Origin of the sequence: Chitiniphilus eburneus, assembly GCF_005048205.1 — a bacterium.
Classification (GTDB): domain Bacteria; phylum Pseudomonadota; class Gammaproteobacteria; order Burkholderiales; family Chitinibacteraceae; genus Chitiniphilus; species Chitiniphilus eburneus.
In genome coordinates, this window is sequence record NZ_SUMF01000017.1 from 69,812 (window position 1) to 76,653 (window position 6,842).

At 66.9% G+C, this 6,842-nt stretch carries 7 protein-coding genes; 3 read left to right on the forward strand and 4 right to left on the reverse strand.

The features are described from left to right. The first annotated feature begins 53 nt into the window (after window positions 1-53). The 3 genes from FAZ21_RS13930 (at window position 54) to nadC (ending at window position 3,544) form a co-directional block, all read left to right on the forward strand. On the forward strand, window positions 54-1,052 hold the full coding sequence (locus FAZ21_RS13930; protein ID WP_136774056.1) for a YheT family hydrolase: 999 nt from the start codon (window positions 54-56) through the stop codon (window positions 1,050-1,052). 26 nt (window positions 1,053-1,078) lie between these two features. Beyond that, entirely contained in the window at window positions 1,079-2,425 is a 1,347-nt protein-coding gene (locus FAZ21_RS13935) for a phosphomannomutase/phosphoglucomutase (RefSeq protein WP_136774048.1), read from the forward strand. Window positions 2,426-2,704: 279 nt separating this feature from the next. After that, window positions 2,705-3,544 (forward strand): carboxylating nicotinate-nucleotide diphosphorylase, encoded by an 840-nt coding sequence (gene nadC / locus FAZ21_RS13940; protein ID WP_136774049.1) that lies wholly within the window; start codon window positions 2,705-2,707, stop codon window positions 3,542-3,544. A gap of 815 nt (window positions 3,545-4,359) precedes the next feature. On the opposite strand, the gene FAZ21_RS21110 is transcribed toward nadC, so the two are convergent. From FAZ21_RS21110 to FAZ21_RS13950, 4 genes are all read right to left on the reverse strand, one after another. Further along, window positions 4,360-4,482: a hypothetical protein gene (locus FAZ21_RS21110; protein WP_281279778.1), complete on the reverse strand. Its 123-nt coding sequence runs from the start codon at window positions 4,480-4,482 to the stop codon at window positions 4,360-4,362. 9 nt (window positions 4,483-4,491) lie between these two features. Continuing rightward, complete coding sequence (locus FAZ21_RS13945; RefSeq protein WP_136774050.1) at window positions 4,492-5,835, reverse strand: PQQ-dependent sugar dehydrogenase; 1,344 nt, start codon at window positions 5,833-5,835, stop codon at window positions 4,492-4,494. 16 nt (window positions 5,836-5,851) lie between these two features. Then, complete coding sequence (locus tag FAZ21_RS21115) at window positions 5,852-5,986, reverse strand: hypothetical protein (protein ID WP_281279779.1); 135 nt, start codon at window positions 5,984-5,986, stop codon at window positions 5,852-5,854. A gap of 175 nt (window positions 5,987-6,161) precedes the next feature. Next, a partial coding sequence (locus tag FAZ21_RS13950) for a methyl-accepting chemotaxis protein (protein WP_246038651.1) occupies window positions 6,162-6,842 on the reverse strand: 681 nt, incomplete at its 5' end.

Here is a 6,842-nt window from a genome sequence, read left to right on the forward strand (position 1 = left end):
TGCCCTGTGGAGTAGCCTCCGTGCGTATTCCGACCTGTTGTCCCGACCCCGCGATGCACCGCGAACACCAACTCGATCTGCCGCCTTACCGGGCCCCCGCCTGGCTACCAGGGGGCCACGCCCAGACCATCTACCCCGCCGTGTTCACATGGCGTCGTTCGATCCGTTACCGGCGCGAAGGCTGGGTGACGCCCGACCTGGACACCATCGTGGTCGACTGGATCGACGGCCGTGCCGGCACGCCCATCGTGGTGCTGTTCCACGGCCTGGAGGGCGGCTCGGGCAGCCACTATGCGCGTGCGCTGTTCCAGTACGCCTACCCGCGTGGCTGGCGCGGCGTGGTGCCGCATTTCCGCACCTGCGGCAACGTCATCAACCGGTTGCCGCGCGCCTACCATGCGGGCGATTCGAAGGAAATCGACTGGGTGCTGGCGCGGTTGCGGCATCGTTTTCCCGATGTGCCGATCTATGCCGTGGGCGTATCGCTGGGCGGCAATGCACTGCTCAAGTGGTTGGGCGAAACCGGCGCCAAGGCCGCGTTGTCGATCTCGGCCGCCGCCGCGGTCTGTGCCCCGGTGGATCTGGCCGCCGCCGGCGCCGCGCTGGATACCGGATTCAACCGGCATCTCTATACCCGCGAGTTCTTGCGTACGTTGCGGCGCAAGACGCTGGAAAAACTCAAGCTCACCAACAATCCTTTCATCGACCGCGCCAGGGTGGGCCGGGCGCTGACGCTGCGCGAGTTCGACGATCTGGTCACCGCGCCGTTGCATGGCTTTCACAGCGTGGACCATTACTGGCGCGACGCCAGCAGCAAGCCCTACCTGAAGCACATCGCCGTGCCCACGCTGATGGTGCACGCGCTGAACGACCCGTTCATTCCCGCCGCCAGCCTGCCCACCGAGGACGAAGTATCGTCCAGCGTCATGCTGCTGCGCCCGCGCGAAGGCGGGCACGTCGGCTTCGTCTCCGGCCCGCCGCCAGGGCGGCTGGACTGGCTGCCGAATGTGCTGGTGCGCTTCTTCATGCATCACGCGCCGCTGCGCAACTAGCCCTGGCGACATCCCGCGAGGAAGCCATGCCCGACATCGACCGTTCGTTGTTCAAGGCTTATGACGTACGCGCCACCACCGGCCGGCTGACCCCCGACGCGGCGCGCTGGATCGGGCAGGCGGCCGGCACGCTGGCGCGCGAAAGTGGTTTTCAGCGCTTCGCCGTCGCGCGCGATGGCCGGCTGAGCAGCCCGGCATTGGCGGCGGCGCTGGTCGAGGGCCTGCTCGCCGCCGGTATCGACGTCATCGACCTGGGCCTGGCTGCCACACCGTTGCTGTATTTCGGCGCCATCCACCAAGCGGAGGGTTGCGGTGCCATCGTCACCGGCAGCCACAACCCGCCCGACTACAACGGCATCAAGATCATGCTCGGCGGCGTGGCCGTGGGGGGCGCCGCGCTGCAACGCCTGGCCGACCGCATCGAACGCGATGATTTCGCCCATGGCGCCGGTGCGCTGACCCGGTGCGACACCGCGCCGGCATACATCGCTGCCATCGTTGCCGGCGTGCCGCAGCCACGCCCGCTGTCGATCGTGATCGACTGCGGCAATGGCGTGCCCGGTGCCGTGGCACCCGCGCTGTACCGCGCGCTGGGGCACCGTGTCGAACCGCTGTATTGCGACGTGGACGGCCGCTTTCCACATCACCACCCTGATCCGCAGGATGAAGCCAACCTCGCCGACCTGCGCGAGGCGGTGCGGGCGCTGGAGGCCGATGTCGGGCTGGCGTTCGACGGCGACGGCGACCGCCTGGGAGTCATCACCCGCAGCGGCCAGGCCGTGCCCGGCGACCGCCTGCTGGCGCTGTTCGCCCAGGCCGCGCTGCGCGCCGCGCCGGGGCGGTTGGTGCTGCACGACGTGAAATCGAGCCGGGTGGTGGCGCGTTGCGTGGCCGAAGCGGGGGGCGTCAGCCGGGTCATCCCCACCGGGCATGTTCATATGAAGCGCGAACTGGCGGATCGCGACGCCTTGCTGGCCGGCGAGCTGTCCGGTCATTTCGCCTTTTGCGAATGGCGGGTGGACGACGCGCTCTATGCCGGCGCACGGCTGCTGGCGCTGCTGGGCGCTGGCCTGGAGCTGGATGCCGCGCTGGCCGCCCTGCCGCAAACCTTTGCCACGCCCGAACTGCAAATTGCCATCGACGAACCCGGCGCCGAGTTGGTGACACGCATCGCCGCCCAGGCCCGGTTTCCCGGCGGCGAGGTGTTCGATATCGACGGCCTGCGTATCGAATACCCGGACGGCTTTGGCCTGATCCGCGCCTCCAATACCACTCCGGTGCTCACACTGCGCGCCGAAGGCGACACCCCGGCGGCCTTGGCGCGCATCCGCCAGGCCCTGGCCGATGCCATTGCGCCGCTGCGGCTGCCTTGACGGAAGCGGCTGCTGCGTGGGGCAATTGGAAAATCCAGATCGTGAACACAGAGCACACGAAGCACACAGCGTTTCACAGAAAAACCCAAAGGAAAAAGCACAAGGAGAGAGGCAAGCCGCGCCAACGGGGCGAAGCACACCCGCCTTTCCTGCTGTTTTGGTTTCCTCCCGGCTTTCTCTGTGTTCTCCGTGTGCTCTGTGTTTCAAAATCTGGATTTCAGTCGGTGTTACCCAGCCGCTCCGTCGCTTAAACTCCTGCTTTTTCCGAGAAATCCACCCATGCCCACCTTGCCCCCTGCCCATCTGATCGCCGCCAACGTTGCCGCCGCGCTGGCGGAGGACGTGGGTGAGGCGGACTGGACCGCGTTGCTGATTCCGGCCGGGCAGGCCGGTCGCGCCACGGTGATTGCGCGTGAGGAGGCGGTGATCTGCGGGCAGCCATGGTTCGATGAAGTGTTCCGCCAGGTGGACCCGGCCTGCCGCGTCGTCTGGCGCGTGGCCGAAGGCGAGCGTGTGGCGCCTGGCTCGCTGCTGTGCGAGATCGAGGGTCCGGCGCGCAGCCTGCTGACCGCCGAGCGCAGCGCGCTCAACTTCCTGCAACTATTGTCGGCCGTTGCCAGCGCTACCCGGCGTTATGCCGATGCCGTCGCCGGCACCCGCGCCGTGGTGCACGACACCCGCAAGACACTGCCCGGCCTGCGCCGTGCGCAGAAATACGCAGTGACGGTCGGCGGCGGCGCCAATCAGCGCATCGGTTTGTGGGATGGTGTCCTGATCAAGGAAAACCACATCCTGGCCGGCGGCGGCATTGCCCCGACGCTGGCCGCGGCCCGCGCGCTGGCGCCGTCACACGTCACTTTGCAGATCGAGGTGGAGTCGCTGGCCGAACTGGATGAGGCGCTGGCGGCCGGCGCGCCGTCGGTGCTGCTGGACAACTTCAGCCTGGAAGACCTGTGCACCGCCGTGGCACGCACGGCGGGCCGGGCGTTGTTGGAGGCATCGGGCGGGGTGGATTTTTCGACGCTGCGCGCGATTGCCGAAACCGGGGTGGATCGGATTTCGGTGGGGAAGTTGACCAAGGATGTGGTGGCGGTGGATTTGTCGATGCGGTTTGCATAGGGGGCTGGGGCTTTGGAGGGGCCAAAGCGGGGAAAGCCCTTTTGTGCGGTGGCGGCGGGAGGTGGGGCTATGGTCTTTGTCGGTAGCAACAGCAACAGCAACAGCAACAGCAACAGCAACAGCAACAGCAACAGCAACAGCAACAGCAACAGCAACAGCAACAGCAACTTCAAAGGCTTTTAACCGCCGAGCGCCTGCGGCGCGGATGCTTGACGCCCTCTGCCGCCGTGCGGGCGGGTTCATTTCTTTTGCGCGGCCAAAAGAAACGAACCAAAGAAAAGGCCGAGCGACGCTTCGCTCTGCATGGCGCGTCGCTAAGCGGCAAGCCGCTAAGCTTTGGCGGTCACCGGCATACGCGCCCTACGGGTGCCCTCGCGCCGGACAATCGGGTCGGCGGCTGCGAAACTCGGGCGCAAGCGCCCTCAGACAGTCCTCGCCGAAACCCCGCCCCGCCTGTCCTCTACTCGGCGCTGCTGAGGGGCCCCGGGCAGACCATCCTCACCCCCGACCCCTCCCCTTGAAGGGAAGGGGTGACGTGTGCCAGTGCCTGCGGGTGAAAGTTGGCGAATTTGTCACCCAAGGAGGCAAAGGCGGGGCTTTTGCCTTCTCACTTCCCTTGGCATTCAACGGTCTTTCCCCCCGTTACGTAGCGCCGAGGAGTGGAGCGAGACCTAGGCTCGCGACCGACGTAGGGAACCCCGGAGGGGCGCAAACGCGGGCCGCCTTTTCTTTGGTTCGTTTCTTTTGGCGGAGCAAAAGAAATGAACCGGCCCGCCCGGTCGCTAAGGGCATCAATCAACCGCGCCGCAAGGCGCTCAGCCTTTAAGAAGTTGCAGTTGCAGTTGCAGTTGCAGTTGCAGTTGCAGTTGCAACCCGCAACCCGCAACCCGCAACCCGCAACCCGCAACCCGCAACCCGCAACCCGCAACCACTCCCATATCCCCTGCCTACTTCCGATACAACTCATACACCGCCCCGGCATAGTCGTCGGAAATATAGAGATTCCCCGCCCGGTTCGGAATCACATCCACCGGTCGCCCCCAGCGGCTGGCGATATCGGCCGGGTTGGTGAGAAAGCCGGCCACCAGATCCTGTGGATCGCCGAAGCCGTTGTCGGCGCGCAGCGGCAGGAACACTACCTTGTAGCCGCGTGGCTCGGTGCAGTTCCAGCAGCCGTGCAGGCCGATCACCGCGCCGTTGCGCCACGGCTCCGGTACGTTGTTGCCGGTCCAGAAGCTCATGCCCAGCGGTGCCGCGTGGGCCGGCAGGGCTTTGCTGATGCGGTCGATGCTGCCGCAGTCCAGCACCTGCTGGTCTTCGTTGTTTTCCACGTCCAGGTAGTAGGGCAGGTTGTCCAGGCCGGTTTCGGCGGTGGGGTTGCAATAGGGCCAGCCGTAGTTGCCGCCATCGCGCACGCGGGTGAACGGTTCGGGTGGGTTGTCGTTGTAGTAGCCGGGGTCGAGCGCTTTGTAGGGGAAGCGGCCGTCCTTGAGCGGATAACGGATGTTGTCGCGATGATTCACTGCAGCCCACAACTCCCCGGTCACCGGGTGGATCGCCAAGCCTTCGGCGTTGCGCAGGCCCTGGGCATACAGCCGCATGCCGCCGCCGTTTTCGTCGAAGGCATAGATGGCGCCGCGCTTGGGTGTGGCCAGGATGTCGGATGGGCTGGCGTTGGTGGCGGATGCGATCGAGACGAACAACGTGCTGCCGGCGAAGGCGATGTTCTTCAGCGTGTGGCCGTAGCTGCCGTTCAGTTCGGGCAGCGAGCTGTCGGGCAGGTTGGTGATGACGGCGGCGCGCGCGCGGGATGTGGCGTCGCCGTCCACGTATTCGGTGCGGCTGATGCGGTCGGCCTCGCCGATGTACAAATAGAGGGTGTTGCCCACGTCGTGGAACACCAGGTCGTGGCCTTTGTTCAGGCCGGTGGCGTAGTCGTTCTGGGCGCCGTCCGGCGTGATGCGGATGATCTTGCCGTGGTCGGGCTGGGATACCAGCAGGTCGCCGTTGGGCGCTTCGGCGAGGAAGCGGGCGGCATCGATGCGGGCGACGACGCGCAGGCCGAAGCCAGGGGGCAGCAATACGGCGCGGGCGGTGTCGAACGGTGCGGCATTCAGGCCGGCAGGCACTTCCACCGCGACGGACACGGATGCGGGGGGCGCCGTCGGGGTCGGTGTGGGGGTTGGCGTCGGCGTGGGCGTGCCGCCGTTGTCACCACCACCGCTGCCGCAAGCGGTCAGGGCCAGCAGCGCGGCGGTGGCCGCCAGTGCGCGGATGCTCGGCGTGTGCATGGAACGCGCCGGGTAATCAGTGCAGCGTGGGCGGCGGTGGGGTTTGCGGTTCTTCGTCGTCCGGCCACAGCGGCACGATGACGCAACGCGGCGGCAAGCCGGGCCGGGTCGGGGGGATCAGGGTGAAGTCGGGGATGTTCAGCGGCAACATGGTGGAAACCTCCGGAAACGATGGCGCCTGAAACGATGGCCTCATTGTTGCCATGAGCCTGTTGCGTGGCTGTAGGACAATGGCCTGAATCGCTGTAGGGGCGCATTTCATGTCCGGATTTGTAGCTGTAATTCAATGAAAACAGCTACTTGCAACGTTAGTCGCCGATGCGCGGTCAAGCGCGGAAGCGCAGGCCGGCAAGGTGTTCGTCCAGTTGATTGGCCACGCCGGTGAGCCCGGCCATTTCCTCGCGCATCGCTTCGGTGCGGCGCATGCTCTGCCGCGCGCCGTCGCCAATGCCGGACAGCCGCTCGCTCATCGACTCGCTGGCGCGGCCCTGTTCTTCCACCGCACCGGCGATGGCATCCATCATCTCGCTGACCTGGCCGGAGGCGGCGCCGATGCGCGCCAGTGCCTCGGTCACGGTGCGGCCGTCCTCATGGCATTCGCCGACATGCCCCGCAGCGCCACGCATCGACGCCAGCGTCTGGCGCGAGCGTTCGCGCACGGTGTCCATGATCTGGCGGATGTCGGCGGTGGCTTCGGCACTGGAGAGCGACAGGCGCCGCACTTCATCGGCGACCACGGCGAAGCCGCGCCCGGATTCGCCCGCGCGTGAGGCTTCGATGGCGGCGTTCAGCGCCAGCAGGTTGGTCTGCCGGGCGATACCGGCGATCACGCCGGCCACTTCCACCGTGCGGCCGATGGCATCGTCGAGCTGGTGCATGGCCTGCGCGGTGTCCTCGAACTCGCTGGCCAGCGCACCCAGCCGTACCAGCGTGCCGTCGCCCGCGCCGCGCGCTTCGTCCACCGCGACGCGGGTATCGGCGGCCACGGTGGCGGCGCGGGCGGCGCG

Bases quoted from the DNA above. Each gene is read 5' to 3' on its own strand.
- FAZ21_RS21115 (WP_281279779.1), bottom strand. From the start codon at position 5,986: ATGTTGCCGCTGAACATCCCCGACTTCACCCTGATCCCCCCGACCCGG.
- FAZ21_RS13930 (WP_136774056.1), top strand. From the start codon at position 54: ATGCACCGCGAACACCAACTCGATCTGCCGCCTTACCGGGCCCCCGCC.
- FAZ21_RS13935 (WP_136774048.1), top strand. From the start codon at position 1,079: ATGCCCGACATCGACCGTTCGTTGTTCAAGGCTTATGACGTACGCGCC.
- nadC (WP_136774049.1), top strand. From the start codon at position 2,705: ATGCCCACCTTGCCCCCTGCCCATCTGATCGCCGCCAACGTTGCCGCC.
- FAZ21_RS21110 (WP_281279778.1), bottom strand. From the start codon at position 4,482: ATGGGAGTGGTTGCGGGTTGCGGGTTGCGGGTTGCGGGTTGCGGGTTG.
- FAZ21_RS13945 (WP_136774050.1), bottom strand. From the start codon at position 5,835: ATGCACACGCCGAGCATCCGCGCACTGGCGGCCACCGCCGCGCTGCTG.